Below are 26,631 nucleotides of genomic sequence, written 5' to 3'. Positions count from 1 at the left end.
CTGTGGCAACGGAAACGCCACCTTGCCGCAAAAAGGTTAACACTCCGCTGACGCCGCGGGCGTATGGATCGAAACCATACCAGGACCATACCGTTTCCAGACGGCAGATTCCGGGTTTCATTCAGACGTTAACGCGCCCCTCAGACCAGGCGCGAAACCTCCACTGCGGCCCGCACGAAATCGGCGAACAGCGGGTGCGGGCGGAAGGGTTTCGACTTCAGTTCCGGGTGGAACTGCACGCCGATGAACCACGGATGCCCCTGATGTTCCACGATTTCCGGCAGCTTGCCATCGGGCGACATGCCAGAGAACACCAGCCCGCATTCCTCCAGCTGCGCGCGGTAGGACACATCCACCTCATAGCGGTGGCGGTGGCGTTCCTCGATGCGCGTATCGCCATAAATCCGCGCCACCAGCGACCCGTCTTTCAGCGCCGCATCATAGGCACCCAGACGCATCGTACCGCCCTTGTCGTCATCCTTGCGGCGTGCCACGACATGGTTGCCCTGCACCCATTCCTTCAGGTGGTAAACCACGGGCGTGAAACGCTTTTCGCCGGTGTCGACATCGAATTCCTCGGACCCTGCATCGGGCAGATCGGCCAGGTTGCGCGCCGCCTCTATCACCGCCATCTGCATGCCCAGACAGATCCCCAGATAGGGGATCTTCCGCTCGCGCGCCCATTGCGCCGCGCGGATCTTGCCTTCGGTCCCGCGCTCACCAAACCCGCCGGGCACCAGCACCGCATGGATGCCTTGCAACAGCGGCGAGGGGTCTTCGCGCTCGAACACCTCGGCGTCAATCCATTCGGTCTGGACCCGCACGCGGTTCGCCATACCGCCATGGGTCAGCGCCTCGGCGATCGACTTGTAGGCATCTTCAAGCTGGGTGTATTTGCCGACAATCGCCACGCGCACCACGCCTTCAGCATTTGTCAACCGATCCATGACATCTTCCCAGCGTGTCAGATCGGGGCGCGGCGCGGGCGAAATGCCGAACGCATCCAGCACCGCCTGATCCAACCCGGCCTTGTGATAGGCCAGCGGCGCTTCGTAGATGGATTTCAGGTCATAGGCCGGGATCACGGCATCGGCGCGCACGTTGCAGAACAGCGCGATCTTCTGGATCTCTTTTTCCGGAATGATATGCTCGGACCGGCAGACCAGCACATCGGGCGCGATCCCGATGGACCGCAGTTCCTTGACCGAATGCTGGGTCGGCTTGGTCTTCAACTCGCCGCTGGCCGCAAGGTAGGGCAGCAGCGTCAGATGCATGAAGATACATTCGCCGCGCGGGCGTTCCTGCGCGAATTGACGGATCGCCTCAAAGAACGGCAGACCTTCGATATCGCCCACCGTGCCGCCGATCTCGCACAGCATGAAATCGACCTCATCGGCACCAACCGCCAAGAAGTCCTTGATTTCATTGGTAACATGCGGAATGACCTGAATGGTCTTACCCAGGTAATCGCCGCGACGCTCCTTTTCCAGCACGCTGGAATAGATCCGCCCCGACGACACCGAATCGGTATTGCGCGCCGACACGCCGGTGAAGCGTTCGTAATGGCCAAGGTCCAGATCGGTTTCGGCGCCGTCATCGGTCACGAAGACCTCACCATGTTCAAACGGCGACATCGTGCCCGGATCGACGTTCAGGTAGGGGTCCAGCTTGCGCAACCGCACGGTGAAACCCCGCGCCTGCAACAGGGCACCAAGTGCGGCGGATGCCAGCCCCTTGCCAAGGCTCGAAACGACCCCGCCAGTAATGAAAACGTAACGCGCCATGGTGCAGGGTCTCCCGTGAAATGTGTCAGTCAGGACGGCTGCGGCAAGCGGCCGCCGCACAGTCTCACGGGGCGCAACCCATAGGCTATTCCGGCCCGCACCGCAACCTTGCGCCCCATGAAAAAAGGCGGGCAAATCGCCCGCCCCTCGGTTCGTTCCGGCCGTCTCGCGTCAGTCGGCGCGCGGCGGCACCAGCGGCGCGTCGCTTGCAGGCGGCGGCAGCATGCTGTCGATATCGGGCAGACCGCTCGGCGCCGGGGCCGTCGGCGCGGGCTCGCCCAGCCGGTCAATGACCGAACGCCCGTCAATGTTCGACGCCGCCAGCACCGTCAGCGTGATGGATGTCGCGATGAACCCCGCAGCGAACAGCCATGTCAGCTTGGCCATGCCGGTCATCGGCGGGCGTGTGGCCTGCGGACCACCGCCACCGCCCATGCCAAGGCCGCCCCCTTCGGAGCGCTGCAAGAGCACCACCCCAATCAGCGCCAGCGCCAGAAGAAGGTGGACAACAAGAATGACGTTCTGCATCTTAGACGGACCTGTTCTGTATATCGGGGCCTGTTTTCATATCGCGGCCTGTTTAGGGCCTGCGGGTCTGGCCCGCAACCCCTGTTGGGCGGCCGCAATCGCGGATGCCATTCCCCGGGGCAGCCCACCCTGCGGGCATGGCGAATGGCCCCCGACACATAGCACGCAAATTCCGGTTTCCCCCCGGCCCGGACAAGGATATGAGGGGCAGGGTTTGCAAAACGGTAAAGGGGCAATCATGGCCAATGTCGTCGTCGTCGGTGCGCAATGGGGGGATGAGGGGAAAGGCAAGATCGTCGACTGGCTGTCCGAACGCGCAGATGTGATCGCGCGTTTTCAGGGCGGCCATAACGCGGGCCATACGCTGGTCATCGACGGCGAGGTGTACAAGCTGTCGCTGCTCCCTTCGGGTATCGTGCGCGGCGGCAAGCTGAGCGTTATCGGCAATGGCGTGGTGCTCGACCCCTGGCATCTGGTGAAGGAAATCAGCGGATTGCGCGCCCAGGGCGTCACGATCACCCCCGAAACCCTGATGATCGCCGAGAACACGCCGCTGATCTTGCCGATCCATGGTGAACTGGACCGTGCCCGCGAAAGCGCCAATACCGTCGCCAAAATCGGCACCACCGGGCGGGGCATCGGCCCGGCCTATGAGGATAAGGTGGGCCGCCGGTCGGTCCGCGTCGCCGATCTGGCGGACCCTGCCACGCTGGCCGCGCGGGTGGACCGCGCCCTGGTTCACCACGACGCGCTGCGCCGGGGCCTGGGCCTGCCAGAGGTTGACCGCGACGCCCTGCTGGCCGAACTGACGGCCATCGCACCCTCCGTGCTGGAATACGCCGCCCCGGTCTGGAAGGTGCTGAATGAAAAGCGCAAAGCCGGAAAGCGCATCTTGTTTGAAGGCGCGCAGGGCGCGCTTCTGGACATTGATTTCGGCACCTATCCCTTCGTCACCTCTTCCAACGTGATCGCGGGTCAGGCCGCCACCGGCGTGGGCCTTGGCCCGGGCGCCATCGACTTTGTGCTGGGCATCGTGAAGGCCTATACCACCCGCGTCGGCGAAGGCCCCTTCCCCGCCGAGTTGCACGACGCCGACGGCCAGCGGCTGGGCGAGCGCGGGCACGAATTCGGCACCGTCACCGGGCGCAAGCGGCGCTGCGGCTGGTTCGATGCCGTCCTCGTGCGCCAGACCTGCGCCACCAGCGGCGTCAACGGCATCGCGCTGACCAAGCTTGACGTGCTCGACGGGTTCGAGACGCTGAAAATCTGCATCGGCTATGACCTTGACGGCACGCGGCTGGATTATCTGCCCACCGCCGCCGACCAGCAGGCCCGCTGCACGCCGACCTATGAGGAAATGCCCGGCTGGTCCGAATCGACCGAGGGCGCGCGCTCCTGGGCCGATCTGCCTGCGGCCGCGATCAAGTATGTTCGCCGCGTGGAAGAGTTGATCGAATGCCCCGTCGCCCTACTTTCTACGTCACCGGAACGCGAAGATACGATCCTTGTCACTGACCCCTTTGAGGACTGATGGCCCTATCCTATAAAGCCCGCCGCCGCTGGTCGCTCGTCATCCTTCTGGTTGGCCTGCCAGTCTACATGATCGTGGCCGTCAATGTGGTCGAACTGTTCAACCGCCCGCCGATTCTGGTGGAACTGCTGATCTATGTCTTGCTTGGTGTCGTCTGGGCGCTGCCATTCAAAGCGGTCTTCAAAGGGGTCGGCAAGCCCGACCCCCAGACGCCACCGCAGGATTCAGACGGGCGTTGACCGTGGGGGGCTGTCGGTATCTGCGCGGGATCAAAGGCTAAGGCCGCCGCGCATCGCCGGGCCGCATCCACGGCACGGCGATGCGGCCCGGGGCAGCGCACGACGGCAATCATACAACGATGTTTCCACGAAAAATCGCAACAGCGGGGCGCGCAGGTCGCCGCACCTCGGCCCGTCGACACGCGGCTTTTCCTGAAATGCCCGGGCCGGCGGCTTCGGGCGGCTTACCGGGGGCTTCGCCACCTGCCCGCAGCACGGACACCGCATCACGCGGCGCAATGCCTTTCTCAGAACCCCTTAACGGTATCTTCAGGAAAAGCGGGCAGAGTTCAAAACTGTAGATAGATTCCGAATCGACGACGAACAAACCGGCGACGACCCGCGCCCGACAGTTTCATGACAGCACGGGCTGCGGACCTGTCGCAGCGGCACTCGCCGGGACGCCGGAACGAAGCAGGTCCCTGCCGACGGACCGCCGACACGACCCAAGCCCGGCCAGGCGCCGGGCTTGGCAACAAGCCGCAGAACGCGGCACGCCTGTAGCCTGCGGGCGCGCCGTCCTCCCCCGGCGCGCCCGCCCCTTCAAACCGGCCTTGCCCCGAAGGCCACTGCCGGGCAAGCAACTGCCGTACAAACGGTTGCCCTACAAACGGTTGCCGGGCCAAAAACTTGCGGAAGCAACCCGCCCCGCAGCCAACACGTCACTCAGTCAACCCTTCCCTTAGCCAACCCGTCCCTCAGACGGCGGGGTCTTCGGCGTAATAGGACATCAGCCGGGCGACCTCGGCCTCGTCGCCCATCGCCACGCCCACCCGCTGGTGCAGCGCATTCGGCGCGATCTCCATGATGCGGCGGGTGCCGTCAAACGCCGTGCCGCCCGCCTGTTCGACGATATAGCCCATCGGGTTCGCCTCATACATCAGGCGCAGCTTGCCCGGTTTGGCGGGGTCGCGGCTGTCCCACGGGTACAGGAAGATGCCGCCGCGTTTGAGGATGCGGTGAATATCGGCGACCATGGACCCGGTCCAGCGCATGTTGAAATCCGCGCCGCGCGCCCCGGTCTTGCCAGCCATGCAATCGGCGATGTAGCGGCGCATCGGCGGGGCCCAGTGGCGCTCGTTCGACATGTTGATCGCAAACTCGCGGTTGCCGGTGGGGATGGTCAGCGGCCCCTGCGTCATCACCCAGGACCCCATTTCGCGATCCAGCCCGAATTCATATACCCCGGTGCCGACCGACAGCACCAACAGCGTCTGGGGGCCAAAGATGGCGTAGCCCGCCGCGACCTGCCTGGTGCCCGCCTGCAAGAAATCCTCTTCCGTCACCGCCCGGCCCGACACATCCTCGGGCGCTTTGAGGACCGAGAATATCGTGCCCACGGTCAGGTTCACATCCACATTGCTGGAGCCGTCGATGGGATCGAACAGCAACAGGTATTCACCCTTGGGGTAGCGGTTGGGGATCAGGTGGATCGTTTCCATCTCTTCGGACGCCATGGCGGCAAGGTGCCCGCCCCATTCATTCGCTTCCAGCAGGCGTTCATTGGCGATGACATCCAGCTTCTTCTGCGCCTCGCCCTGCACATTCTCGCTGCCGATATCGCCCAGCATGCCACCCAGCGCGCCCTTGTTGACCGAGATACTGATCGCCTTGCAGGCGCGCGCGACGATCTCGATCAGCAGGCGCAATTGGGCGGGCAACGCAGCCTCGCGCCGCTGCTGCTCTACCAGAAATTGGGTCAGGGTTTTGTGCTGCATCTGTGGGGTGTGCCTTATGTTCGGGTCAGAAACGCGATCGGGGGAAATATCGGGGCGGAAACGGATCGGGGCAGTTACCACAATGACTACCCAAAACCGGCGCAGGTGTCAGCACCCTTCGACGGATTGAGACGGGTCGGGCGCGCCTTTTGCGCTACCACCCCACCCCCGTGCCGGTGCTGCCCGATGTCGCAGCCGATTTTACTGGCATTCAGCGGAAAGACCCACTAAATCTGTTGGGTAAATCTGGGAAGTTGCGAAACATGCTGACCAATAGCCGCCTGAACCACGACACCATTGACGCCCCGCGCCACAGCCAGCCCGCCGCCCTGGCGCTTTTGCGCGTGCTGATGCGACAGTGCCGTGCCAAGGCGCGGGTTGAACCGTTTGAGGCCTGCGCCTTGCTGCACCACAGCCCCGATCAGGGCGCGCAGGCCTATGCCGATGCCTTGCTGCGCGTGCTCAGCACGGCCTTGCCCAACGGGTTGCGCATCCACGCGGTGTACGCGCCGGAACGCTCTTTCGATGAGAACTGGCTGCTGGCCCTGACCGAGGCGGTGGCCCGCGATGATGCGTCCAGTGCCACGTTCCTTCTGCGTTCGCGCTTGCCGGTGCATCTGCGGCGCAACGTGGGCTGGCTGGTCAGCCAATTGGTGACGCGGATCAACGCTGTCTGAAACCGCGTCGCTGGCCAAGCAAAACCGTCAACATTAGAAACGTTCTAAATACTTCTTGCAAAGCTGCGGGGCGCGCACTACCTTCGTTTCAAGCGGGTAGCCAGCTTGTCGCCAGCCATTCCCGCAATGACAATTCATCAGCGCGATTCCTGCAGGGAACCTTGCAGGCTTCCGGCACGGAATTGCGCAAAATCAAAAACCTGTGGCGTGTCGCCTGATGGGCTGGCGCGCCACAGATCAGATATTAGAGGAGGGTTTTCATGACCCAGACCGCTCAACAACTGACCCCGTCGGCGCAGGAAGCCATTTGTGAGGCGCTGAACCAATGCGTCGCCGAAACCACCGTTTCCACGATGCTGTCGCAGAATTTCCACTGGAACGTCACCGGCATGTCCTTCGGCGCGCTGCATGACCTGTTCCAGAAAATCTATGAAGATCACTTCGTCGCGCAGGATGATCTTGCCGAGCGTGTGAAAGCCCTTGGCGGCCACGCCGAGGGCCAGCTTGCCCTGATGCTGAAACGCTCAAAAGTGGCCGAGCATGACGGCAACGCCAGTGCCGAAGTGATGGTTGAAACCTTGGCCAAGGCGCAAGATACCATCGCCGCCACGCTGGCCGGGACGGCTGCGATTGCAGAGGAACATGGCGACCTGCTGACGCAGGATCTGGCCATCGCCCGTGGCCAGGTGCACGAGAAATTCGCCTGGCTGCTGCGCGCCCACTTGGGCTGAGCCTGCGGAGCAAGGCATGTAAGGGCCGCCCGGAAACGGGCGGCCCTTACGTCATAAAGGTGGCGGCACGCCCTTCTTGGCACAGCGTTTAAGATACGCCAGTCGCCAATGGCTGAACTTGCCCATATCATTTTGCTGATGCACCAGAAGGTCCAGAAAGGCCCTCTGGTGCGTTTCTTTTTTCAGCTTCTTGAACATGGATTTCTGATCCTTGGTCATCGAACAGCCGATGCAATGCCCCTCGCGCCGGAACTTGCAGACATCAATGCAGGGTGACGGGATCTTGGACATATACGGGCTTTCCTGACGTGCGCCGGCGTCGGCGTGGCTGGGATATGTCGCGCGGCGTGGCACTTGGCTTGCGCATCGACGACATGCGGTTTCAACAGTTTGGATGGGATCGCGTGGCGAGCATGCTACGCGACCTGTTCTGGATTATTTGGTCAAGATCAGCTTTCCGGCACGCGTGATGCGCAGGATGTATGGCTGCCCTTCCAGTACGATATAGGCAGACAGGCCGCCTGCGGTAAGCTGTTTCGCGTCATGAATCGGCACGTCTGCGGCAACGCGCCGCGCATCCGGGTCGCCAGGTGCCTCGGTCTGTGGCGGCGTTCGATGCTCAGACATCGCGGCACGCAGGGACGGCAAGCGGCGCATCGCAGCAACCGGCGGTCACAATGCCATCGGATGTCGCGCAAGCTGTGCGATGTGCCATGGCGGCCCCTTTCCATCTCATCCGGCACTGGGCAGCGGATATGATTTGCCGGGCTGCGCTGACGCATGGCTAGGCGGTATCGCGATAGTTGACAAAAAGCATAGGGATGGTCAAGGCGGTTTCGCAATCACTCGGGCCACAGCCCGCCTGACGCAGGCCTGTCATCCCAGGGTCAGGCCCCTTCCATCCGGCAGCGCCCGCACCCCCCGCCCTGAAGGCATCTTGCGCACCCGCACAGACGCCCCCGGCCAGATCGTGCAGTCCCAGCAGGCTGAGCAGCAACTGCGCCGCATAATCCTCTGACGATTCCCGGGACAAAAGCGACGGCAGGTTGTCGATCGCCATCACATCCAGCGGCGGCGCGTCATGGACTCGCAGCACCGTCGGCGACGCAGGCGTCCAGCGGGATCACCCGGGTCGGGCTGTCCTCAACCGTGACGCGGATGCCGCTGGCGATCAGCCGTGCCGCCCCTTCAGGCGTCAGCCCGACGCGATCTTCATGCGGGCGCTGCTCGGCGCGAAGCCAAAGATGGGTCATGCATCCCCCCGGTGCGGCGAAACACCTTGTCCAGAATGTCACCAAGCGCGGTGGCATCGGCTTGCGTGAAGGCGTCAGGCTGGTCGCTGTCGATGTCCAGTACCGCGATCAGCCGCCCGGCCCCGTCGCGCACCGGCAGCACCAGTTCCGATCTGGTCGAAGAGGCGCAGGCGATATGCCCGGGGAACGCGTCCACATCCGCCACCAACTGCACCTGCCCGCTGCGCGCCGCCGCCCCGCAAACCCCGCGCGAGAACGGGATCACCAGGCAGCCATGCCCGCCCTGATAGGGGCCGATCTTCAGCACCTCGGGCGCGGTCACGCGGTAAAAGCCAGTCCAGTCGAAGCGGCCGTCCGAATGGTGAATCTCGCAGGCCAGCGTCGCCATCAGCGCGATCTGGTCGGTTTCTCCTTCGGTCAGGGCGTTGATACGCGCGCTCAGGGCGGGATAATCCATGATGTGCCTCAATGCTGTGTCGCAGACTTTCATGCACCGGGCGGCAGCGCGGTGCAATCGGCTTTGCCCTGCGGGCGGCGAAAACCATTTGGTAAGGTTTGGCGTCTAGGCTGCGAGGATCACAAAGCAGGTGCCGGAAATGAACCTCGAAGCCAAATACGTCAACAAGTGCCTGAACGTGACGGTCTGCGAATCACGGTTGGACGCGGCGGTTGCGATCGTTTTCAAGGAACAGATGCGGGCCTTTACCGAAGGTGGCAGCGGGGCGGTCATCCTAGATCTGTCGCAGGTCAGCTTCATCGACAGCAGCGGGCTGGGCGCCGTGGTCGCGGTGATGAAGCTGCTCGGCCCCGAACGTCCGCTGGAACTGGCCGGGCTGACCGCGAATGTCGCCAAGGTGTTCCGCCTGACCCGGATGGAAAAGGTCTTCACCATCCACCCGGTCCATGCCGCGCCTGCATCAATGCAGGCCACGGGATGAATGCGCGCGCGCGACATGCAAGCACGACGGCGGCAGTGTCCCTGACCGGGCCATCGGCCGGTGGGCGCCGCGCACGGGCTGCGCACCGCGCAAATGGGTGGTCAGGGAACCAAACCGCCGCACCATATCCGCCACCTGCGGCGCATCGACCGACGCTACCACCGCAGCAAGCGCCAGAAAGGCCAAAGCGCCATGCGTCAGAAAGGCATGTATGAAATGCAGCCCGCAACGCTCCAGATCAAACCTACAGATGAGGCCAGATCGTGCATGAACTTCCAGTTCCGCAGTGGAAATAGTGAGACACGGCAATCGCTTCGACAGGTTTGCGCCCATCTCGAAAGGATTGGCCTGAACCCCGATTCCATCGCCACCACCGAACTGGTTCTGGCCGAGGTGTTGAACAACATCGCCGAACACGCCTGCCCCGTACATCGGGGGAATGTCTGGCTGAAGGTGACCCAGACCGGCGCGCTGCTGGAATTCCGCATTTCTGACGATGGCAGCGCGATGCCGCTGAACACCGTCCCAATGCCGCCGCCCCCCGACCCCTCGCCCCCGGACAACCTGCCGGAAGGCGGCTTTGGCTGGTATCTGATCCATCTGCTGACCGACAATCTTGTTTATCAGCGCCAAGGCGACCGCAACATCCTGACGTTCCTGATGGATTATGAGAAGTGTTTGGATGTCTGAGCCTTTTCGCGCACACGCATTAAAAGTCACAACAAAATGCGCTATCGAAACCATAGTCGCAGGCGGTAAAGTCCAGCGCAGGGAAAGCCGCGCGGATCAAACCGCAGCACCGGGACCTTGGTCTCGGCGCATTTCACCATAAGGCGCATGACGCTCAGCATGTAACCTGTCCGGAACACGTGGTCTGCATCCGTGTACAGATGCAACCCGGGCGTCAGCTCATACCGTTCCTAAATCGAGATCCCTGACCCCGGGTCGCGCCCCTCAGCACAAGGCATTGCCGGTGCACAACCCCGGGAAGGGCATCGGGCGGGTTCAGTTCAGCTCTACCTCCAGCGGGTAGAAGCCGTTCTGGAAATCCCCGAACAGATCATCGACATCCGGATGGCCGATCGGCTCGCCGGTATCGTCGGGAACCAGATTTTGTTCCGACACATAAGCCACATAGTAGCTCTGTTCGTTCTCGGCCAGCAGGTGGTAGAACGGCTGGTCCTTCGATGGACGGCTCTCCTCGGGGATCGCCTCGTACCATTCGTCGGTGTTCGAGAACATGGCGTCCACATCGAAGACCACCCCGCGGAACGGGTGTTTCTTGTGACGGACCACTTGGCCCAAGTGATATTTTGCGATTGCTTTAAACATGTCACCCTCTTCACACCGTGTATAAATGGTTAGTTAGGGGTTTGTAAATCTGACAGACCCGCCCCGCGTTGAAACATATTGTGGTTGTGCGGCAAACAGTCCCTCCCGCCGCGATGGCAGCGCCATCAGTCCGCGCCATCCCCCGCCGATTGTCGCCCAGCGGCATTGCACCATGCCGCAGGCCCGCTTACACATTATCCAAGCCAATGCCAGCCGGGCTGACATCTTGCACCCCGCACGCCATTGCGCCCCATCCAATGAGAGGAGCATTCATGACCAATGTCGTTATCGTCGCCGCCGCCCGAACCGCTGTCGGGTCGTTCAACGGGGCCTTCGCCAACACGCCCGCGCATGATCTGGGCAGCGCCGTGCTGGAAGCCGTCGTGGCCCGGGCCGGGATCGACAAGGCCGAAGTGTCAGAAACCATCCTGGGGCAAGTGCTGACCGCAGCTCAGGGGCAGAACCCGGCGCGCCAGGCACATATCAACGCGGGCCTGCCGATCGAGGCATCGGCTTGGGGCATCAACCAGGTCTGCGGGTCGGGCCTGCGCGCCGTGGCGCTGGGCGCACAGCATATCCAGTTGGGCGACAGCAGCATCGTGCTGGCGGGCGGTCAGGAAAGCATGAGCCTCAGCGCCCATGCTGCGCACATGCGCTCGGGCACCAAGATGGGCGATGTGAAATTCATCGACACCATGATCCGCGACGGGCTGTGGGATGCCTTCAACGGCTACCACATGGGCCAGACGGCTGAAAACGTTGCGCAAAAATGGCAGATCAGCCGCGAAGAGCAGGACATCTTCGCAGTCGCCAGCCAGAACAAGGCCGAGGCCGCGCAAAAGGCCGGGAAATTCGCCGATGAGATCGCAGCCTTTACGGTGAAGACCCGCAAGGGCGACATCGTCGTCGACCAGGACGAGTACATCCGCCACGGCGCGACCATTGAGGCGATGCAGAAACTGCGCCCCGCCTTCACCAAGGACGGCTCGGTTACGGCGGCCAATGCCTCGGGCCTGAACGACGGCGCGGCAGCGGTCATGCTGATGAGCGCGCAAGAGGCTGAACGCCGTGGCCTGACGCCACTGGCGCGCATCGCCTCCTATGCCACGGCCGGGTTGGACCCGTCGATCATGGGCGCAGGGCCGATCACCGCCAGCCGCAAGGCGCTGGAAAAAGCCGGCTGGAAGGCCGAGGATCTGGACCTGGTCGAGGCAAACGAAGCTTTTGCCGCCCAGGCCTGCGCCGTCAACAAGGACATGGGCTGGAACCTGGACGTTGTGAACGTGAACGGCGGCGCCATCGCCATTGGTCACCCGATCGGCGCCTCGGGCGCGCGCATCCTGAACACACTGCTGTTCGAGATGAAGCGCCGCGACGCCCACAAGGGTCTGGCGACCCTGTGCATCGGCGGCGGCATGGGTGTCGCAATGTGCCTGGAGCGGTAAGCCAAACCAGATAAAGCAAAAACCGGGCGCAACATTGTTGCGCCCGGGCACTCGGTCGCGTACCAAGATTTCAGGGAAGACAACGAGGAGGGCATTATGACCAGAACAGCACTGGTGACCGGTGGGTCACGGGGAATCGGCGCAGCGATCTCGGTCGCACTGAAAGAAGCAGGCTATACCGTCGCCGCGAACTACGCGGGCAACGATGAGGCAGCCGCCAAATTCAGCGCCGAGACTGGCATCAAGACATACAAATGGTCGGTTGCCGATTATGACGCATGCAAAGCGGGAATCGCACAGGTCGAAGCCGACTTGGGTCCGGTAGACGTGCTGGTAAACAACGCGGGCATCACCCGCGATGCACCGTTTCATAAGATGACGCCGCAGCAATGGCATGACGTGATCGACACCAACCTGACCGGCGTGTTCAACATGACCCACCCGGTCTGGCCCGGCATGCGCGAGCGGAAATTCGGCCGCGTCATCATCATCAGTTCGATCAACGGGCAAAAAGGCCAGTTCGCGCAGGTTAACTATGCCGCGTCGAAGGCGGGCGATCTGGGCATCGTCAAATCGCTGGCGCAAGAGGGCGCGCGTGCCGGAATCACCGCAAATGCAATCTGCCCGGGCTATATCGGCACCGACATGGTTATGGCTGTGCCCGAGAAGGTGCGCGAATCAATCATCGCGCAGATCCCCGCAGGCCGTCTTGGCACGCCCGAGGAAATAGCGCGCTGCGTCGTGTTTCTGGCCGCCGATGACGCGGGTTTCATCAACGGCTCGACCATCTCGGCCAATGGGGCGCAATTCTTCGTCTGACAAGCCCCCCCCACGGCGGGCACCGGCACCGGGGGGGTACTGCTGCAAAGCTTATTTATAAAAGAAAAATCCCGGTCCTGTTTCCAACAGGGCCGGGTTGTTTTATCGGCCGGGCGACGCCCGGTGGCTTGGCCTGTTGTTCAGGCGTCCGACAGCCGGGTGATCTGTTCTTTCAGCCGCAGCTTTTGTTTCTTCATTTGGGCGATGTTGTGGGTGCTGGCGCCAGGGCTGCGTTGCTCCTGTTCGACCCGCTCAGAGAGGTGTTCGTGCTTCCGGCGCAGTTCCTGAAGATGCGAAGTCAAAGACATTTAAGTCCTCCTCTGGTTGAATGTAACAATTTGATTGCACCACAGAAGACCGCGTTTGTCACCAAAGACTCACATCGCCCGGCGGAATTATGCCCCAAGGGTTAAATCCCGCCACGCGGCACGGACGTTTCAAAGGCAAATGCCGCGCCATCGCGCAAAATACTGCGCGCGGCGGGCGTAAAGCTGTCACCATCGCCCATGTGCGCCGCGCCGTCGTGGATCACGAAGGGCGGCAACAGGGTAAAGGGGCTCCGCGCACCCTTGCGCGCCCGCACGATAACCCGCCGCGCCGCCTGTCCCTGCCGCGCTGCCAGCGGCAGGACCGTGATCGCGCCAGCACGCGGTGACAGCGCTGCCAGAAGGTCCGGCAGCCGCGTGGTCAGGTGGATCAGCGTGATCCAACCGCCCGGACGCGTACGGCGCAGCGCGGTATCTACCCAGGTGGCCAAAGGGGTCGCTTCGCGCAATGCGCGGTCGCGGCCCGGGTCATCCGCCTGCGGGCCGCCCGCATCGTAATAGGGCGGATTGGCAAATACATGGTCGAAGACCCGTCCGCGCAGCACGGCGGGCGGGCGGGCGACATCGCCGTCCAGCACATCCAACGCCACACCGGCCTCATCTGCGTTGCGGCGGGCCAGCACCGCGTAATCCGTCTGAAGTTCCAACGCGGCATGCACCAACCCGGGCACCCTGTGGGCAAGGCACAGGCTGGCCACACCCACGCCGCACCCCAGTTCCAGCACGGCATCGCCCGCCTGGGCGGGCAAAGCGGCGGCAAGGAACACCGGATCAGTCGCCGCGCGGTAGCCGACACGCGGCTGCCATGCCATCACCCGGCCATCCAGAAACGCATCGCGGCTTAGTGCCGCATCGGTTACGTTCATGGTGTCAACTGTCCACGGGTATATTATTGTCTTTCAAGACAGAGAGGGCGCGAAAATGATCCTCACGCCGCACCATAAGGCGACGCGGAAAAACCCCGATGGAGCCTTCCATGTTGCTCATGTGACTGTCGAGCGCGAAGACCTCGATGCCCTCGCCTTGCAACAGGGCCGTTGCATAGGGAATAATGGTCGGGTTAGTGGTACGCAGCAGCTCTTTCATGGGGCGATCTAACGGCAATGGACCGCTATTGTCGAGAAAATATCAAAAGGCTGGGAATGAGCTTGGATCACGCGCAGACAAAACCACATGACCGACTGGCCGAGATACTGGCCGATGATCTGGCGCAGGTCAACGCGCTGATCCGGGCGCGGATGGTGTCCGAACACGCGCCGCGCATCCCCGAGGTGACCGCCCATCTGATCGAGGCAGGCGGCAAGCGCCTGCGCCCCATGCTGACGCTGGCCGCGTCGCGGATGTGCGGGTACACCGGCCCCTACCATGTGCATCTGGCCGCGACCGTGGAATTCATCCACACTGCCACGCTGCTGCATGACGACGTGGTGGACGAAAGCGGCCAGCGGCGCGGGCGGCCCACAGCAAACCTGTTGTGGGACAACAAGTCCTCGGTGCTGGTGGGCGATTACCTGTTTGCCCGCGCATTTCAACTTATGGTTGAGCCGGGCAATCTGCAAGTGTTGGACATCCTTGCCAATGCCTCGGCCACGATCGCCGAAGGCGAGGTTCTGCAACTGACCGCCGCACAGGATCTGGGGACAACCGAGGCGGTGTATCTGCAAATCATCCGGGGCAAGACAGCGGCGCTGTTTTCCGCCGCAACGCAGGTGGGCGGCGTGATCGCTGACATGCCTGACGCACAGGTGCAGGCGCTGTACACCTATGGCGACGCGCTGGGGATCAGTTTCCAGATCGTCGATGACCTGCTGGATTACGGCGGTGCGGGCGCGGACATCGGCAAGAACATCGGCGATGACTTTCGCGAACGCAAACTGACCCTGCCGGTCATCCGCGCCGTTGCCGCCGCCTCGAGCGAGGAACGCGCCTTCTGGCACCGGGTGATCGCCGAGGGCGACCAGCACGAAGGCGACCTGTCACATGCCATGGCCCTGATGCAGCGCCACGACACGCTTGGCAGCACCCGGGCCGAGGCGATGATCTGGGCTGGCCGCGCCAAAACGGCGCTGAACCACCTGCCCGCGCATCCCCTGCGCGACATGCTGCGCGATCTGGCCGATTACGTGGTTGCGCGGCTGAACTGATCCGCGCCCAGCCCCGTGCCGCGCTCTGCCCCGTGTCGCGCTGAGCCCCGTGTCGCGCTCAGCCCCGTGCCGCCGCCCATTGCGGGTACGGCGCATTCCGAGTGGGGCCCGCTGCGGTTTGGGCCAAAATCCTGGCTATGTCCCTGCCCCATGCAGCCCCGTCGCCGCGACCCACCAATCGGGGTGCGCGATGCGCATCGTGTCCGCAGCGCGGTCCGCCGCCGTGCGGCTGGCATAGACGCCAAAACACGTCGCGCCAGACCCCGACATCCGGGCCAGCAGACACTCTGCCGTTGACCCGACGGCGTCCAGCACCTGTCCTACAACGGGCGCGCAGGCGATGGCCGCAGGTTGCAGGTCGTTGCGCTGCGCCGCCAACCAAAAAGCCAGATCGGCGGCATCCGCCCAGACAGGCAAATCTTGCGGCATCGGCGCATGGTCGGCGGTCGTCAGCGCGCGAAACACCTGTGGCGTTTCCAACCCCACCCCGGGATTGACCAACAGCAACCATACCGGCGGCAGGCGGGGGACGGGCGCCAACCCCTCGCCGATGCCCGTCATGCGGCACGGGCGGCTGACAACGCAGACCGGCACATCGGCCCCAAGGCGCAGCTGATCGGCCAGCGGGGGCAGCTCACAGCCCCACAGGTGCGCAAGAACACGCAAGCACGCCGCCGCATCTGCCGACCCGCCGCCGATACCGGATGCCGCAGGCAAGTGCTTGTCCAGCGTCAGCCGCGCCCCCCCGCCCGGCGCCATCAGCTTTGCGGCGCGAAACACCAGATTATCGGCTCCCACCGGTACCCCCGCCCCTCGCGGGCCGATGACCGACAGGCTGAGGGCATCGGCGGGTTCAGCGCTGACCACATCGCCGACATCAGCAAACACCACCAGACTATCGAGCAGGTGATACCCATCCGCGCGGCGGCCCGTGACATGCAAGGTCAGGTTGATCTTGGCCCGCGCGGGTTCCGCCAGCGCGCCGTCCACCACTGCGCCGTTCACCACTGGAGCGTCCACCACTGCAGCGTCCAACGGAACGGCCTCAGTTCCCGTTGGCATCGCGGGCACGCAGCGGCTCTGCGCCTTCCTCTTCCAGCACGCGGTCCAGCCCGACCTCCAGCTTGCGGCGCAGGCGCTCCAGGTCCAGGCCCGGATGTTCGCCGTAGGACAAGGCGCGCCGCCATTGAAACCGCGCTTCCCTTTGCCGGTCCACGGCCCAATAGACATCGCCCAGGTGATCGGTCAGCACCGGATCGACAGGCAGCAATTGGGACGCGCGTTCCATCGGGGCGACGGCTTCGTCATACCGGCCCATGCGGAACAACGCCCAGGCGAGACTGTCGACGAAAAAGCCGTTGTCGGGTTCCGCTTCCACGGCGCGTTCGATCATCGCCAGCGCCTCTTCCAGGTTCCCGCCCTGTTCGGTCATCGAATAGCCCAGGTCGTTCAGGACGCCCGGCTGTTCCGGTGCCAGTTCCAGCGCCCGGCGAAAGTCCGACTCGGCGCTGGGCCAGTCACCCGATCGGTCATGGCTGGTTGCGCGCGAATAAAAGACCACCCAATGCCGGGATTCGGGCGGGTCCAGCAGGTCGATCGCGCGGCCGTAGGCCGCGATGGCACCATCGAAGCGTTCTTCCCGGCGCAGGAAATCGCCCAGCGTGTTATGCGCGATGACCGACGTGGGATGCGTTTCGCTCAGGCTGCGCAATTGGTCAATGGCGCCCTCTGAATCGCCCTCATTGTAAAGCGCCTGCGCCCGGCCCAGTTGCGCGCCAAGGGCGAAGGGATCATCTTCGGGGATCTGGGCATAAGCCTCATCGGCCAGCGCATATTGCCCCGCCTGCGCCAGCAACCGGCCCGCCAGCAGCGCCGCATCGGCATGATCGGGTCGCAGATAAAGCGTAAGCCGTGCATGCAGCAGGGCGAATTCATCGGCCGGATCGCTGGACAGCGCGCCCGCGACGCTGAACAGCGCCTCGGCCAGACCGTCTTGCGGCGTGGTCACGGTGGTCAGGGGAATGCGCTCCCCATCGGCCAGCGCAGCGCGGATTGCCAGAATATCGGCCTCGGCATCCACGTCAAACATGTCGTTGATCAGCGCGGTCGCCTCTTCCATCCGGTCAAGCTGGCTGAGGATGGCGACATGCGCCAGCACCGACCGGCGGTTCATGGCCACCGGCCCATCGGCCCCGGCAAAAATCGCCTCGGCAGCTTCCAGATCGCCCACCATGGCCAACGCGAACGCCTTCTGGTTCAGCCCGAACGAGGCCATGGCATCATCCGCGACCAAGGTGTCGAAGGCAGCCAGCGACTCGGACATGCTGCCCTGCCCCAGATGCGCCCAGCCGGTCGCCAGCGCGTCGACCAGCACCCCGGCCTCACGCCCTGCGGCCTGGCTTTCCAGCACCGCGGCATAATCGCCCTGTGCGAAATCACCCGCCAACACCACCAGGTTGGCGATCTGGCTGCTTATGCCCAGATCGACCATGCGCCGCGCCAGCGCCAGCGCGGTTTCAATGTCACCAGTCGCAGCATTGGCCAGCACGCCGCCTTCCAGAAACACCGGATTTTCAGGGTCAGCCAGCAGAACGCGGCCAAAATACAATGCCGCAGGGGCATGGTCGCCGATGCCGCTGGCAGCACGCGCGGCCAAGAATGGCCCCGCACGTTCCTGCGCCCCGGCCGCACCACTTCCCAGGGCCGCCCAGAACATCGCAGCAACCCAAAATTTCCCAATAACGCGCACACGCCGCTCCTTCAAACCCGGTATCGGGCTGATCCGGCGATGTAACACCCAAAGCCGGGCCAGACCCGTGTTGCCTCAACCCTAGTGGCTGCCCCCCGCACTGGCAATCAATCGCCGCGCAATATGGCGGCACCACCCAGCGATTACACGCAAAGGTTACATATTCGGATAATTCGGCCCGTCGCCGCCCTGCGGCGTGACCCAGTGGATATTCTGGCTGGGGTCCTTGATATCGCAGGTCTTGCAATGCACGCAGTTCTGGAAGTTGATGACAAAGCGTGGCTCGGCATCGCCCTCCTGCACCACCTCATAGACCCCGGCGGGGCAGTAGCGTTGCGCGGGTTCGGCGTATTTCGGCAAGTTGACCGCGATAGGCACCGAGGCATCTTTCAGCGTCAGATGCACAGGCTGGCTTTCCTCATGGTTGGTGAACGAGAATGCCACATTGGTCAGCCGGTCAAACGACAGCTTGCCATCGGGTTTGGGGTAGTCGATGGGCGCAAAATCTGCCGCCAGCCCGGTCGCCGCCGCATCTGTCTTGCCGTGCTTCACCGTCCCGAAGACCGAGAACCCCAGCGTATTGGTCCACATGTCCATCCCGCCCAGCACGAGCGAGGGCACCAACCCGTATTTCGACCACAATGGTTTGACATTGCGCACCTTTTTCAGGTCACGCCCCACGGGCCCGCTGCGCAGTTCCACCTCATACGCCGTCAGTTCGTCGCCCGCGCGCCCTGCGGCAATCGCTTCATGCGCAGCTTCGGCGGCGGCCATGCCTGACAGCATCGCGTTATGGTTGCCCTTGATGCGCGGCACATTGACCAGCCCCGCCGAACAGCCCAGCAGCGCGCCCCCCGGGAACACCACCTTGGGGATCGACTGATAGCCGCCTTCCGCGATGGCACGCGCGCCGTATGCCACCCGTTTGCCGCCTTTCAGCAACTCGGCCACCATGGGATGGTGCTTGAAGCGCTGAAACTCCTGATAAGGGGAAACATAGGGGTTGGCGTAGTTCAGATGCACCACGAAACCGACATAAACCTGATTTTTATCGAGGTGATAGATAAACGACCCGCCGCCCGCATTCTTGCCCAGCGGCCAGCCCATCGTGTGGGTCACGGTGCCTTCGCGGTGCTTCTCGGGGTCGATCTCCCAGATCTCTTTCATGCCAAGGCCGAATTTCTGCGGCTCATGCCCCTTCGACAATGCGAATTTCGCCATCACTTCCTTGGACAGCGACCCGCGCACACCTTCGGACAGGAAAACATATTTGCCGTGCAACTCCATCCCCGGCTCATAATGATCGCCGGGGGTGCCGTCTGGGTTCTTGCCGAATTCACCGGCCACCACGCCTTTGACTGCGCCATCGGGGCCGTAAACCAGTTCCGAGCAGGCCATGCCGGGGAAGATCTCGACCCCCAGCGCCTCGGCCTGTTCGGCCATCCAGCGGCAGACATTGCCCATCGAGACGATATAACAGCCGTGATTGTTCATCAGGGGCGGCATCGGCGCGTTGGGGATGCGCATTTGCCCGGCCTCGCCCAGAATATAGAAACGGTCGTCGCGCACCGGCACCGTAACGGGCGCGCCCTTCGCCTGCCAATCGGGGATCAGCGCGTTCAGCCCCACCGGGTCCAGCACCGCCCCCGACAGAATATGCGCGCCGACCTCGGACCCCTTTTCCAGCACCACGACATTCAGGTCGGGGTCCAGTTGCTTCAGCCGGATCGCGGCCGAAAGCCCGGCAGGCCCGGCGCCAACGATGACCACGTCATATTCCATCGCTTCGCGCGTGATTTCGGCAGAGGCTTCGGCAGGGGCTTCGGCGGGGGCTTTGGCGGTTTTCTCGGGCATGGCGACTTCGTCCTCGGATGGCGATATGGCTGCGCGCGCGGGTCTGCACGTAACATTGTTGCGTCACACTGCTAGCCCACCCCCGAAGGCCGGTCAACGGCCACAGCGCCGCCCTGGCGCGAAAGCCCGGGCCGTATCACGCGGGCTTTCGCGCACCCCGAACGCGGATTGACGCCAAACCCTGCGCCTGACCCCTTGCAAACCGGCGAAGCCTGCTGTCAGGTTGGTGGCAACGAAACGTCTGACTGCCCCGGCTTTGGTCGCGGGCCGTCTTTTTATATATGGTGGCACGCCGATGGAAAAAGTCCCGATGACCCGCGCCGGTCAGATTTCACTGGATGAAGAGCTGAAAAAACTGAAGTCGGTGGAGCGTCCCGCCGTGATCCGCGCCATTGCAGAGGCGCGTGAACATGGCGACCTGTCCGAGAATGCGGAATACCACGCCGCCCGCGAAAAGCAGAGCTTCATCGAAGGGCGCGTGAAGGAAATCGAAAGCCTGTTGTCGCGGGCCGAGGTGATCGACCCGTCGAAACTGTCGGGCTCAATCAAGTTCGGTGCGACGGTGATGCTGGTGGACGAAGACACCGACGAACAGAAAACCTACCAGATCGTGGGTGAGGCCGAGGCGGATATCGAGCGTGCGATGCTCAACATCCGCTCACCGCTGGCGCGCGCGCTGATCGGCAAGGAAGTGGGCGACAGCGTCGAGGTAAAGACCCCCGGCGGGCAGCGCAGCTATGAAGTGCTGAGCATCGTCTACAAGTAACGCGGCGCAATGGGCGCCAAAGCAGGTGAATGACCGATGGCCCAACCGCCCCGCCCCGACCAGCCCCCGCGCCTGAAGCGCCAGGCAGACGAAACCGGAAAGGCGCACCCCGCCGACGGCGCTAATCGCGCCCGTTTGGGCGAGGCGCCCCCTTTTGGCACGTCGAACGGGGCGGACGCGAGGCCGGGCGGTTCTGGACAGGGCAATTCGGGGCCGGGCGGTTCTGGGCCGGACACCAGGGTGCAGGGCAGCACGCCAACCGCACCGCCGCGCGGGGATCGGTCTGTGGACCCGGCGCCCGGCAACACCGCCCAAAACCACACCGCCCAAAACCACACCGCCCGAAACCAGACCGGCCAGAACCAGACCGGCCAAAACGGGATGGCCCGAAACGCACCCGGGCACGGCGGACGGGCGGCACCCAGCCCACCCGGCGACCGACCGCGCATCGGCCCGGCTCAGCAGGGCCGCCCTACCGAAGCGTCGGCAGCGGACGGGCCCGCACCGCACAGCCCGGCCGCATCATCCTCCACCCGGGGGGCCAATACGGACACCACCAAGGACGGCGTCCAGCAAGCGCCGCCTCCCAATGGGCCGAACAGCACTGCCCCAGACACCCCAACGCCAGATGACCACATCCTACGCCCGCTGGCCGCAGCGGGGCTGGCGAACCTGCCCCATGCCGTGCAACCGACACAAGCGCCCCGACCGCGTGGCCGTCTCGCGCCCGAATGGCTCGCAGGGTTTCTGACGGCGCTCTGGCTCGCCGGGATCGCGCTGTTTGTGTGGCGCGCCGATCTCTCGGCCTTCGGCGGGCTGGAGATCGGGATGATCGCCGCCTCGGGCGTCTTTCCGCTGGGGCTGATCTGGCTGGGCGTCAGCGTCCTGCGCGCCGCCCGCGCCGTGCAGGACGATGCCGACCGCCTGCACATTGCGGTGGATGCCATGCGACAGGCCTGGCTGACGCAGCAACAGACCGCAGGCGTCGGCCTGAAGACCAGCGTTGAACAGAAGCTTGACGACATCGCGCAGGCCCAAAAACAGACGGAAACCGCGCTTGCCATGTTCACCTCGACCCGCGCGGCCCTGCCCGACCGCGCCCCCCGCCCCGGCGCGGCGAAGTCGCTGGACACCGCGGTGCAAAGCGCGCTGGCGCTCGACTCGCCTACCGATACCGACCAGCCGCCCCTTGGCGTGGCCGAGTTCATCCGCGCATTGCATTTCCCCGAAACGGCCGAGGATACCGAGGGCTTCGCCGCCCTGCGGCGCGCATTGGGCGATCACGCCACCGCCCAACTGGTCCGCGCCGCGCAAGAGGTGCTGACCGTGCTCGCGCAAGAGGGGATCTATATGGATGACCTGCGCCCCGACCGCGCCCGCCCCGAGGTCTGGCGCGCCTTTGCCGATGGCGCGCCCGGCGCCGCCGTGGCCGGGCTGGGGGGGATTCGCGACCGCTCCTGCCTGGCGCTGACCGTCGGGCGGATGCGCAGCGACCCTGTGTTCCGCGATACGGCCCACCGTTTCTTGCGCGAATTCGACCGTTGCTTTGCCGTGTTCGAAGCGCAGGCCGATGATGCCGACCTTGCCCGTTTTGCCGAAACCCGCAGCGCCCGCGCCTTCATGCTGCTGGGCCGTGTCACCGGCATGTTCAGCGCCAGAGGTTGATTGCATCCCGCCCCGCGCGGGCGTATGTCATTCACATGTGCAGCACCCGATAGAGGCTTCCATGGACACTTCCACATTCTGGCAGGGTTTTCGCGCAGGCGCGCCTTTCGTCGTGGTGATCGTGCCTTTCGGCATGGTCTTCGGCGTGGTCGGGACCGAAGCCGGGCTCAGCCTGGCGCAGGTTCTGGGCTTCACCTTCATGGTGATCGCGGGCGCTGCGCAATTCACCGCCGTGCAACTGATGACCGAGGAAGCGCCCACCTTCATCGTGCTTCTGACCTCGCTTGCGGTCAACCTGCGCATGGCGATGTATTCCGCCTCGCTTGCGCCCTATCTGGGCCGCGCGCCGTTCTGGAAACGCGCGGCGATGTCCTATGCGATGGTGGATCAATCCTATGCCGTCAGCGTCTTGAAGTATGAAACCACGCCCGCCATGACGACGGCGCAGCGCAGCGCGTATTTCTTCGGCTCTGCCGCACCGCTGGTGATCCCGTGGTACCTGGCGACATGGGCGGGGGCGGCGCTGGGCACGGCGATCCCCCCGGGCATTCCGATTGATTTCGCAGTGCCGATCACCTTTCTGGCGCTGATCACGCCGATGCTGCGCACCCGCGCGCATTGGGCGGCGGCGGCGGTGTCCGTGGCACTGGCGCTGGTGCTGCGGGGGCTGCCCTATAACCTGGGCCTGTTGGTGGCCGCGCTCTGCGCCATGGCGACCGGCGCCGCGCTGGAGAAACGCGCGGCCAACCGCGCGACGACGCGGGGGCAATCATGACCGCCTACAGCGACGTTACCATCTGGCTTATCATCGTCGGGCTGGGAATCGGCACCTTCGTGCTGCGGTTCTCATTCCTGGGGCTGATCGGCGACCGGCCGATCCCTGCATGGGTGCTGCGGCATCTGCGCTACACGGCGGTGGCCGTGATGCCGGGGCTGATCGCGCCGCTGATCCTGTTTCCCGCCGCCACCGATGGCGCGGCAGACCCGGTGCGGCTGTCGGCATCCGTTGCAACTGTGGCGCTGGGCCTGTGGTCGAAAAATGTGCTGGTGGCGATTTTTGGCGGCGCGGCCACGCTGTTCGCCGCGCAATATCTGATCGGCTGAATGCGCCGGGCTGGACAGCACAGGATACTGCCCCCTGCCCGGGCGGCAGATTGAGCCTGTCATCCCCCTGATCGACAACCGCGCCAGGTGCATCAGGAAAAGCACCGCTTTTCCCCGCCCGGCGCGCCAACGCTGCAGCCAGTTGGTTCAAGCCGTCACCCGGCGGTGCACCCGCGATGTTCCACCATTCGATCGACAGTCATCACCGTGATACGCAGCGCGGATCGGTCCAGCGCCACCGCGCCGTGCCGGGGGCCGCGCAGCGACACTTCGGCATGCAACGTGTCGCCTTGCCGCGCGGTCTTGGCATCCGACACCCACAGCCCACTGCCGGGTGCCTCGATCACCACCACTTCGGCCGGGCCAAGCGCGGGCATCTCCAGCCCCACGCGCAGCCGCAGACCGTCGCCATCGGGGCTGATGTCACAACTCACCCCGCGCAGCCCTGCCGCCGTGGCCGCCGTCGCGCGCAGGTTCAATGCCGCGCTGATCTGCGGATCGGGCGCGCCCTGTCCGCGCAGCGCTGCGCTGACCTGCAGATCCACCGGCACACAGACATCCAGACAAACCCCGATCGTCACATCGGCGGCAATCGCCATGGGCGCGTCGGCCCGGGCGGGGATGAATTCGATCGGCAAGACCAGCTCGTCAAAAAAGCCGATGCTGCGGTAGCCCGAATATTCGAACACATCCGGGCGCGGCCAATGCGTGCGCACCGCCTGAAGGTTCTGCGAGGCAGACCAGTCGATGCGCGGCGGCAGCCCGGCCTCGCCCGCGACGCGCCAATAGGTCTTCCAACCCGGGGCCAGCCGCAGGTGCAGCGCCGCCATATAGGACCCGTCAGCCTGCCGCCAGCCGGGCCGCAGCTCGGCATGCACGACATCGCCGGGGCGCGCAACGGCCTGCGATGGCAGCGCCAACGCAATCAGCACCGACAGCAGTACAACAAGGACGGCGGGAAATTTGATCATGTCCTTTCAATCGCGCATCATCGGGCAGATTGGAAGTCACTTTTCAGCGAAGCACTGTTACCTTTGCACACGCCCCCTTGGCATTCGCCCGGTCGCGATGCATCGTTGTGTGATGGATGTCCAACCCGAGCCGCTGAACCTTACCGGAGTTCTCTTGATCGCCATGCCGGGCGTGGTAGGCGACATGTTCGCGCAGACCGTCGTTTTCCTCTGCGCCCATGGGCCGAACGGCGCCATGGGGCTGATCGTCAACAAACCCGTCCCCCAGATCGGGCTGGCTGAAATGCTCAGGCAATTGAAGGTCACCACCACCGGCGCGCCCGAGGGCGAGCTGTCGCAGCCCATCTATTTTGGCGGCCCCGTGGAGCCCGAGCGTGGCTTCGTGCTGCATTCGCCCGATTACTGCGGCGGCGAAGCGACACTGCGCGTCAACGACGCCTTCGCGATGAGCTCGACAATGGAAATCCTGTCCGACATCGGACGTGGGCAGGGCCCGGCACAGGCGGTAATGACCCTGGGCTATGCGGGCTGGGCGCCGGGGCAGCTGGAGGCCGAAATCAGCCAGAACGCCTGGCTGACAACCGACGCGACCCCCGCGCTTGTGTTCACCGGGCCGGATAGCGACAAATGGACTGCGGCACTGGCCGAACTGGGCGTAGACCCGCTCAGCCTGTCCGCCACCGCCGGGCATGCCTGAGGGGTAACGCGCCGCACGCTTGGCAGCGGCTGGGCGCAGGTCACACACACACATTCCATCCCCCCGGATTTCGCGCGTTTGGCCGTGGGCCGCAGCGCTTGACCCTACGCTCAGCCCCGCGGGGCAGCAGCGCGCGACAAGCGGTCGTTGATCGCCCGGCCAAGGCCCGTGTCAGGCACCGGTGCGAAACCGATGGCAACAGCCCCCCGCGACCGCGCCAGCGCATCGGCGCGATGCAGCGTCGCAAAAAGGTTCGCCGCCGCCTCGGTCAGGTCACCCGACGCAGAAAGCGTCATATCGGCAGCGTCGCACCCCGCGCCAAAGCCCACCCATACCACACCCGCACGCGGGGCGCGCATGCCCAGCAATACCGCCGCCCCCGGCGCGTAATGCGACGACAACTGCCCGGGCGCGGTGGGCCGCGTGTCATCAACGGGCAACGCGGGATGCAGCCGCGCACCCATCGCGGCCTCGACCGCCTCAGATGCCAGCCCCCCCGCGCGCAGCAGGCGCGGCACGCCATCCGTCAGCCCGATGATCGTCGATTCCACCCCCACGCCACACGCCCCGCCGTCCAGCACCGCCGCGATCCGCCCGTCCAGCCCCGCCAGCACATGCGCCGCCGTCGTCGGGCTGATCCGGCCCGAGGGGTTGGCCGAAGGCGCGGCCAGCGGCCCGCCGAACGCCGCCAACACCGCCCGCGCCGTGCCATGGGCGGGCACGCGCAGCGCCACGGATGCGAGCCCCGCAGTAACCAACGGCGACAGGCCATGCCCGTCGCGCAGGGGCACGATCAACGTCAGCGGTCCGGGCCAGAAAGCCTGCGCCAGCCGCCGCGCCACGCCATCCAGCACCCCGTATTGATCGGCCAGCGCGGCATCGGCCAGATGCACGATCAGCGGGTTGAACCGGGGCCGCCCCTTGGCCGCGAAAACTCCCGCCACCGCCAGATCGCTGCGCGCATCCGCCGCCAGCCCATAGACGGTTTCCGTGGGCAGCGCGACCAGCCCGCCCGCAGCCAGCAGCGCCGCCGCCCGGGCAATGCCCGCCGGATCGGCGCGCAGCCGTTCGGTCTGAAGCTGTGGCGACTCGGCCGGTGGAATGGGCATTGTCATTGGGCGGGGCCTGCGGCGCTGGCTTTGGGACATGAACGCGCCCCTCGGTGACGCGGCGTTTCGTTTTGCCACACGGCCCGGATGAGATAGCTTGAAGGGACGTGCGGCATGGCGTGGCTTTTACGCGGCCCGCAACACCTTGCCAAGCCATGCCAAGCCGCGCCAGATCCGATACGTCCCACGATGCCGTCCCATGAAAGTTCCCG

General features: G+C 64.5%; 30 protein-coding genes and 1 pseudogene. 14 read left to right on the top strand and 17 right to left on the bottom strand.

The window, feature by feature from the left end:
• Positions 1 to 140 precede the first annotated feature (140 nt).
• Together H9529_RS13670 and secG are read right to left on the bottom strand one after the other, a co-directional pair.
• Positions 141 to 1,784, bottom strand: a complete 1,644-nt coding sequence (locus H9529_RS13670; protein ID WP_092885116.1) for a CTP synthase — start codon at positions 1,782 to 1,784, stop codon at positions 141 to 143.
• Between the two features lie 171 nt (positions 1,785 to 1,955).
• Complete coding sequence (gene secG, locus H9529_RS13665) at positions 1,956 to 2,312, bottom strand: preprotein translocase subunit SecG (RefSeq protein WP_092885114.1); 357 nt, start codon at positions 2,310 to 2,312, stop codon at positions 1,956 to 1,958.
• Between the two features lie 238 nt (positions 2,313 to 2,550).
• Here secG and H9529_RS13660 point away from each other — a divergent pair, with 238 nt between their 5' ends.
• Both H9529_RS13660 and H9529_RS13655 read left to right on the top strand, forming a co-directional pair.
• On the top strand, positions 2,551 to 3,843 hold the full coding sequence (locus H9529_RS13660) for an adenylosuccinate synthase (RefSeq protein ID WP_092885112.1): 1,293 nt from the start codon (positions 2,551 to 2,553) through the stop codon (positions 3,841 to 3,843).
• Positions 3,843 to 4,082 (top strand): DUF2842 domain-containing protein, encoded by a 240-nt coding sequence (locus tag H9529_RS13655; protein ID WP_092885110.1) that lies wholly within the window; start codon positions 3,843 to 3,845, stop codon positions 4,080 to 4,082. Before H9529_RS13660 ends, H9529_RS13655 begins: the two co-directional genes overlap by 1 nt.
• A 737-nt stretch (positions 4,083 to 4,819) precedes the next feature.
• Here H9529_RS13655 and H9529_RS13650 read toward each other — a convergent pair.
• On the bottom strand, positions 4,820 to 5,839 hold the full coding sequence (locus H9529_RS13650) for a class 1 fructose-bisphosphatase (RefSeq protein ID WP_092885108.1): 1,020 nt from the start codon (positions 5,837 to 5,839) through the stop codon (positions 4,820 to 4,822).
• A gap of 263 nt (positions 5,840 to 6,102) precedes the next feature.
• Here H9529_RS13650 and H9529_RS13645 point away from each other — a divergent pair, with 263 nt between their 5' ends.
• Positions 6,103 to 6,516, top strand: a complete 414-nt coding sequence (locus H9529_RS13645) for a hypothetical protein (RefSeq protein WP_143033447.1) — start codon at positions 6,103 to 6,105, stop codon at positions 6,514 to 6,516.
• Between the two features lie 260 nt (positions 6,517 to 6,776).
• Positions 6,777 to 7,247, top strand: a complete 471-nt coding sequence (locus tag H9529_RS13640) for a Dps family protein (protein WP_092885104.1) — start codon at positions 6,777 to 6,779, stop codon at positions 7,245 to 7,247.
• A 51-nt stretch (positions 7,248 to 7,298) separates the two neighbouring features.
• On the opposite strand, the gene H9529_RS13635 is transcribed toward H9529_RS13640, so the two are convergent.
• From H9529_RS13635 to H9529_RS13615, 5 genes and pseudogenes are all read right to left on the bottom strand, one after another.
• Positions 7,299 to 7,538 (bottom strand): DUF1289 domain-containing protein, encoded by a 240-nt coding sequence (locus tag H9529_RS13635; protein WP_092885102.1) that lies wholly within the window; start codon positions 7,536 to 7,538, stop codon positions 7,299 to 7,301.
• Between the two features lie 144 nt (positions 7,539 to 7,682).
• The gene (gene hemP, locus H9529_RS13630) at positions 7,683 to 7,874 is read right to left on the bottom strand and encodes a hemin uptake protein HemP (protein ID WP_092885404.1); all 192 of its coding nucleotides are present in this window, start codon (positions 7,872 to 7,874) and stop codon (positions 7,683 to 7,685) included.
• Positions 7,875 to 8,031: 157 nt separating this feature from the next.
• Positions 8,032 to 8,307 (bottom strand): hypothetical protein, encoded by a 276-nt coding sequence (locus tag H9529_RS13625; protein ID WP_176846821.1) that lies wholly within the window; start codon positions 8,305 to 8,307, stop codon positions 8,032 to 8,034.
• Between the two features lie 28 nt (positions 8,308 to 8,335).
• Positions 8,336 to 8,500 (bottom strand): annotated as a pseudogene (locus tag H9529_RS13620) (saccharopine dehydrogenase); the annotation flags it as partial.
• Entirely contained in the window at positions 8,460 to 8,957 is a 498-nt protein-coding gene (locus tag H9529_RS13615) for a GAF domain-containing protein (protein WP_176846819.1), read from the bottom strand. The pseudogene H9529_RS13620 and the gene H9529_RS13615, both read right to left, overlap by 41 nt.
• Before the next feature lie 139 nt (positions 8,958 to 9,096).
• Between H9529_RS13615 and H9529_RS13610 the strand changes: the two genes are divergently transcribed.
• Together H9529_RS13610 and H9529_RS13605 are read left to right on the top strand one after the other, a co-directional pair.
• Complete coding sequence (locus tag H9529_RS13610) at positions 9,097 to 9,438, top strand: STAS domain-containing protein (protein ID WP_092885096.1); 342 nt, start codon at positions 9,097 to 9,099, stop codon at positions 9,436 to 9,438.
• A 192-nt stretch (positions 9,439 to 9,630) separates the two neighbouring features.
• Positions 9,631 to 10,128, top strand: coding sequence for an ATP-binding protein (locus H9529_RS13605; protein ID WP_176846817.1), 498 nt, complete (start codon positions 9,631 to 9,633; stop codon positions 10,126 to 10,128).
• A gap of 315 nt (positions 10,129 to 10,443) precedes the next feature.
• Here the strand turns inward: H9529_RS13605 and hspQ are convergent, their stop codons facing one another.
• Complete coding sequence (hspQ, locus tag H9529_RS13600) at positions 10,444 to 10,770, bottom strand: heat shock protein HspQ (protein ID WP_092885092.1); 327 nt, start codon at positions 10,768 to 10,770, stop codon at positions 10,444 to 10,446.
• A 272-nt stretch (positions 10,771 to 11,042) separates the two neighbouring features.
• Here hspQ and H9529_RS13595 point away from each other — a divergent pair, with 272 nt between their 5' ends.
• On the top strand, positions 11,043 to 12,215 hold the full coding sequence (locus H9529_RS13595) for an acetyl-CoA C-acetyltransferase (RefSeq protein ID WP_092885090.1): 1,173 nt from the start codon (positions 11,043 to 11,045) through the stop codon (positions 12,213 to 12,215).
• A gap of 96 nt (positions 12,216 to 12,311) precedes the next feature.
• Positions 12,312 to 13,034: an acetoacetyl-CoA reductase gene (phbB, locus tag H9529_RS13590; RefSeq protein WP_092885088.1), complete on the top strand. Its 723-nt coding sequence runs from the start codon at positions 12,312 to 12,314 to the stop codon at positions 13,032 to 13,034.
• Positions 13,035 to 13,174: 140 nt separating this feature from the next.
• Here phbB and H9529_RS13585 read toward each other — a convergent pair whose 3' ends face one another.
• From H9529_RS13585 to H9529_RS13575, 3 genes are all read right to left on the bottom strand, one after another.
• Positions 13,175 to 13,342, bottom strand: a complete 168-nt coding sequence (locus tag H9529_RS13585; protein WP_092885086.1) for a YdcH family protein — start codon at positions 13,340 to 13,342, stop codon at positions 13,175 to 13,177.
• A gap of 101 nt (positions 13,343 to 13,443) precedes the next feature.
• Positions 13,444 to 14,226 carry a tRNA1(Val) (adenine(37)-N6)-methyltransferase gene (locus H9529_RS13580; protein ID WP_092885084.1) on the bottom strand — a complete coding sequence of 261 codons (783 nt, stop codon included), beginning with the start codon at positions 14,224 to 14,226 and terminating at the stop codon, positions 13,444 to 13,446.
• Positions 14,227 to 14,230: 4 nt separating this feature from the next.
• A complete protein-coding gene (locus tag H9529_RS13575) occupies positions 14,231 to 14,446 on the bottom strand; it encodes a putative signal transducing protein (protein WP_092885082.1) in 216 nt (71 codons plus the stop codon).
• Between the two features lie 56 nt (positions 14,447 to 14,502).
• Between H9529_RS13575 and H9529_RS13570 the strand changes: the two genes are divergently transcribed.
• On the top strand, positions 14,503 to 15,504 hold the full coding sequence (locus H9529_RS13570; protein WP_092885080.1) for a polyprenyl synthetase family protein: 1,002 nt from the start codon (positions 14,503 to 14,505) through the stop codon (positions 15,502 to 15,504).
• A 135-nt stretch (positions 15,505 to 15,639) separates the two neighbouring features.
• On the opposite strand, the gene H9529_RS13565 is transcribed toward H9529_RS13570, so the two are convergent.
• The 3 genes from H9529_RS13565 to H9529_RS13555 form a co-directional block, all read right to left on the bottom strand.
• Positions 15,640 to 16,524, bottom strand: a complete 885-nt coding sequence (locus H9529_RS13565) for a 4-(cytidine 5'-diphospho)-2-C-methyl-D-erythritol kinase (protein WP_397544906.1) — start codon at positions 16,522 to 16,524, stop codon at positions 15,640 to 15,642.
• A 25-nt stretch (positions 16,525 to 16,549) separates the two neighbouring features.
• Entirely contained in the window at positions 16,550 to 18,220 is a 1,671-nt protein-coding gene (locus H9529_RS13560) for a tetratricopeptide repeat protein (RefSeq protein ID WP_143033445.1), read from the bottom strand.
• Positions 18,221 to 18,409: 189 nt separating this feature from the next.
• Positions 18,410 to 20,035, bottom strand: coding sequence for an electron transfer flavoprotein-ubiquinone oxidoreductase (locus H9529_RS13555; protein WP_256327006.1), 1,626 nt, complete (start codon positions 20,033 to 20,035; stop codon positions 18,410 to 18,412).
• Positions 20,036 to 20,402: 367 nt separating this feature from the next.
• Between H9529_RS13555 and greA the strand changes: the two genes are divergently transcribed.
• The 4 genes from greA to H9529_RS13535 all read left to right on the top strand — a co-directional run bounded on the left by greA (position 20,403) and on the right by H9529_RS13535 (position 23,642).
• Positions 20,403 to 20,873: a transcription elongation factor GreA gene (gene greA, locus H9529_RS13550; RefSeq protein ID WP_092885072.1), complete on the top strand. Its 471-nt coding sequence runs from the start codon at positions 20,403 to 20,405 to the stop codon at positions 20,871 to 20,873.
• 285 nt (positions 20,874 to 21,158) lie between these two features.
• Positions 21,159 to 22,538: a hypothetical protein gene (locus H9529_RS13545; RefSeq protein WP_223814171.1), complete on the top strand. Its 1,380-nt coding sequence runs from the start codon at positions 21,159 to 21,161 to the stop codon at positions 22,536 to 22,538.
• A gap of 61 nt (positions 22,539 to 22,599) precedes the next feature.
• The gene (locus H9529_RS13540; RefSeq protein WP_092885070.1) at positions 22,600 to 23,313 is read left to right on the top strand and encodes an AzlC family ABC transporter permease; all 714 of its coding nucleotides are present in this window, start codon (positions 22,600 to 22,602) and stop codon (positions 23,311 to 23,313) included.
• Positions 23,310 to 23,642, top strand: a complete 333-nt coding sequence (locus H9529_RS13535) for an AzlD domain-containing protein (RefSeq protein ID WP_092885068.1) — start codon at positions 23,310 to 23,312, stop codon at positions 23,640 to 23,642. Before H9529_RS13540 ends, H9529_RS13535 begins: the two co-directional genes overlap by 4 nt.
• Positions 23,643 to 23,797: 155 nt before the next feature.
• On the opposite strand, the gene H9529_RS13530 is transcribed toward H9529_RS13535, so the two are convergent.
• A complete protein-coding gene (locus H9529_RS13530) occupies positions 23,798 to 24,613 on the bottom strand; it encodes a protein-disulfide reductase DsbD domain-containing protein (protein ID WP_092885066.1) in 816 nt (271 codons plus the stop codon).
• 112 nt (positions 24,614 to 24,725) lie between these two features.
• Between H9529_RS13530 and H9529_RS13525 the strand changes: the two genes are divergently transcribed.
• Entirely contained in the window at positions 24,726 to 25,310 is a 585-nt protein-coding gene (locus H9529_RS13525) for a YqgE/AlgH family protein (protein ID WP_223814170.1), read from the top strand.
• Between the two features lie 110 nt (positions 25,311 to 25,420).
• Here the strand turns inward: H9529_RS13525 and H9529_RS13520 are convergent, their stop codons facing one another.
• The gene (locus H9529_RS13520; protein WP_397544875.1) at positions 25,421 to 26,425 is read right to left on the bottom strand and encodes an L-threonylcarbamoyladenylate synthase; all 1,005 of its coding nucleotides are present in this window, start codon (positions 26,423 to 26,425) and stop codon (positions 25,421 to 25,423) included.
• Between the last annotated feature and the right edge of the window lie 206 nt (positions 26,426 to 26,631).

Origin of the sequence: Roseicitreum antarcticum (assembly GCF_014681765.1) — a bacterium.
GTDB classification, from domain to species: Bacteria; Pseudomonadota; Alphaproteobacteria; order Rhodobacterales; family Rhodobacteraceae; genus Roseicitreum; species Roseicitreum antarcticum.
This window is presented reverse-complemented; position numbering and strand designations above follow the sequence as displayed.

What these genes read in the sequence shown, in the direction of transcription:
- H9529_RS13650 (WP_092885108.1), bottom strand. Translation starts at nt 5,839, where the DNA reads ATGCAGCACAAAACCCTGACCCAATTTCTGGTAGAGCAGCAGCGGCGC.
- H9529_RS13640 (WP_092885104.1), top strand. Translation starts at nt 6,777, where the DNA reads ATGACCCAGACCGCTCAACAACTGACCCCGTCGGCGCAGGAAGCCATT.
- H9529_RS13585 (WP_092885086.1), bottom strand. Translation starts at nt 13,342, where the DNA reads ATGTCTTTGACTTCGCATCTTCAGGAACTGCGCCGGAAGCACGAACAC.
- H9529_RS13535 (WP_092885068.1), top strand. Translation starts at nt 23,310, where the DNA reads ATGACCGCCTACAGCGACGTTACCATCTGGCTTATCATCGTCGGGCTG.
- H9529_RS13655 (WP_092885110.1), top strand. Translation starts at nt 3,843, where the DNA reads ATGGCCCTATCCTATAAAGCCCGCCGCCGCTGGTCGCTCGTCATCCTT.
- H9529_RS13595 (WP_092885090.1), top strand. Translation starts at nt 11,043, where the DNA reads ATGACCAATGTCGTTATCGTCGCCGCCGCCCGAACCGCTGTCGGGTCG.
- H9529_RS13605 (WP_176846817.1), top strand. Translation starts at nt 9,631, where the DNA reads ATGCGTCAGAAAGGCATGTATGAAATGCAGCCCGCAACGCTCCAGATC.
- H9529_RS13570 (WP_092885080.1), top strand. Translation starts at nt 14,503, where the DNA reads ATGAGCTTGGATCACGCGCAGACAAAACCACATGACCGACTGGCCGAG.
- H9529_RS13540 (WP_092885070.1), top strand. Translation starts at nt 22,600, where the DNA reads ATGGACACTTCCACATTCTGGCAGGGTTTTCGCGCAGGCGCGCCTTTC.
- H9529_RS13530 (WP_092885066.1), bottom strand. Translation starts at nt 24,613, where the DNA reads ATGATCAAATTTCCCGCCGTCCTTGTTGTACTGCTGTCGGTGCTGATT.
- H9529_RS13525 (WP_223814170.1), top strand. Translation starts at nt 24,726, where the DNA reads ATGGATGTCCAACCCGAGCCGCTGAACCTTACCGGAGTTCTCTTGATC.
- H9529_RS13610 (WP_092885096.1), top strand. Translation starts at nt 9,097, where the DNA reads ATGAACCTCGAAGCCAAATACGTCAACAAGTGCCTGAACGTGACGGTC.
- H9529_RS13580 (WP_092885084.1), bottom strand. Translation starts at nt 14,226, where the DNA reads ATGAACGTAACCGATGCGGCACTAAGCCGCGATGCGTTTCTGGATGGC.
- phbB (WP_092885088.1), top strand. Translation starts at nt 12,312, where the DNA reads ATGACCAGAACAGCACTGGTGACCGGTGGGTCACGGGGAATCGGCGCA.
- hemP (WP_092885404.1), bottom strand. Translation starts at nt 7,874, where the DNA reads ATGTCTGAGCATCGAACGCCGCCACAGACCGAGGCACCTGGCGACCCG.
- hspQ (WP_092885092.1), bottom strand. Translation starts at nt 10,770, where the DNA reads ATGTTTAAAGCAATCGCAAAATATCACTTGGGCCAAGTGGTCCGTCAC.
- H9529_RS13615 (WP_176846819.1), bottom strand. Translation starts at nt 8,957, where the DNA reads ATGGATTATCCCGCCCTGAGCGCGCGTATCAACGCCCTGACCGAAGGA.
- H9529_RS13635 (WP_092885102.1), bottom strand. Translation starts at nt 7,538, where the DNA reads ATGTCCAAGATCCCGTCACCCTGCATTGATGTCTGCAAGTTCCGGCGC.
- secG (WP_092885114.1), bottom strand. Translation starts at nt 2,312, where the DNA reads ATGCAGAACGTCATTCTTGTTGTCCACCTTCTTCTGGCGCTGGCGCTG.
- H9529_RS13575 (WP_092885082.1), bottom strand. Translation starts at nt 14,446, where the DNA reads ATGAAAGAGCTGCTGCGTACCACTAACCCGACCATTATTCCCTATGCA.
- H9529_RS13660 (WP_092885112.1), top strand. Translation starts at nt 2,551, where the DNA reads ATGGCCAATGTCGTCGTCGTCGGTGCGCAATGGGGGGATGAGGGGAAA.
- greA (WP_092885072.1), top strand. Translation starts at nt 20,403, where the DNA reads ATGGAAAAAGTCCCGATGACCCGCGCCGGTCAGATTTCACTGGATGAA.
- H9529_RS13645 (WP_143033447.1), top strand. Translation starts at nt 6,103, where the DNA reads ATGCTGACCAATAGCCGCCTGAACCACGACACCATTGACGCCCCGCGC.
- H9529_RS13625 (WP_176846821.1), bottom strand. Translation starts at nt 8,307, where the DNA reads ATGGCGATCGACAACCTGCCGTCGCTTTTGTCCCGGGAATCGTCAGAG.
- H9529_RS13670 (WP_092885116.1), bottom strand. Translation starts at nt 1,784, where the DNA reads ATGGCGCGTTACGTTTTCATTACTGGCGGGGTCGTTTCGAGCCTTGGC.
- H9529_RS13520 (WP_397544875.1), bottom strand. Translation starts at nt 26,425, where the DNA reads ATGACAATGCCCATTCCACCGGCCGAGTCGCCACAGCTTCAGACCGAA.
- H9529_RS13560 (WP_143033445.1), bottom strand. Translation starts at nt 18,220, where the DNA reads ATGTTCTGGGCGGCCCTGGGAAGTGGTGCGGCCGGGGCGCAGGAACGT.
- H9529_RS13555 (WP_256327006.1), bottom strand. Translation starts at nt 20,035, where the DNA reads ATGGAATATGACGTGGTCATCGTTGGCGCCGGGCCTGCCGGGCTTTCG.